This window comes from Vibrio sp. YT-19(2023) (assembly GCF_033337395.1).
Map to the genome: position 1 here is coordinate 1 of NZ_JAWOQN010000635.1, position 644 is coordinate 644.

At 50.8% G+C, this 644-nt stretch carries 1 protein-coding gene and 1 pseudogene; both read right to left on the bottom strand.

Going from position 1 to position 644, the window contains the following annotated elements; genetic code table 11:
• Positions 1-170, bottom strand: a pseudogene (locus R7E78_RS27590) (peptide ABC transporter permease); the annotation flags it as partial.
• 9 nt (positions 171-179) lie between these two features.
• Positions 180-644: ABC transporter permease subunit (locus R7E78_RS27595; RefSeq protein WP_318058813.1), on the bottom strand; the 465-nt coding region annotated here is incomplete at its 5' end.

The following is a 644-nucleotide window of genomic DNA, read 5'->3' on the forward strand; positions in this document are numbered from 1 at the left end:
GTGATGCACAAAGTGATGAACGTGAGCACATAAACCGATGTCATCGCGGCGCGGTTTTTTCGAAAACGAGCCCAGGCGTCTTGCCACAAACTACGACCTTCCACCGCTTCGATATTGTCTACGACTTGGTCTTGTAAGGATTGAGTATCCAGTTTCTTAATCGATAACATGTTTGACTCCTAAACTCGGATACGTGGGTCGATCACCGTGTACAACAAATCGACCACAAGATTAAAGAAGATGGTGAGTGAGGCGACAATTAAGGTGATGCCCATTACTAAGCCGTAGTCGCGATTCAGTGCACCAGAGACAAAGTGCTGGCCCATACCACCAGTGCCGAAAAAGATGTCGATGATGACAGAGCCCGTCACGACAGAGACAAACGCTGGCCCGAGCATGGCGACGACGGGGATCAATGACGGACGCAGGGCATGGTGGAACAATATGTAGGCGGTCGATAATCCCTTCGCTTTTGCGGTGCGAATGTAAGGCTGATTGAGGGTTTCAATCATCGCGCCGCGCATGACACGCGCGATGCTAGCGACTGATCCAATGGCCAGACTTAATACCGGCAAAACAAGAAAAGCTAATTGCCCACCTTCCCAGCCACCAGCGGGGAGCCAACCAAGCTGAATCGCAAAAAT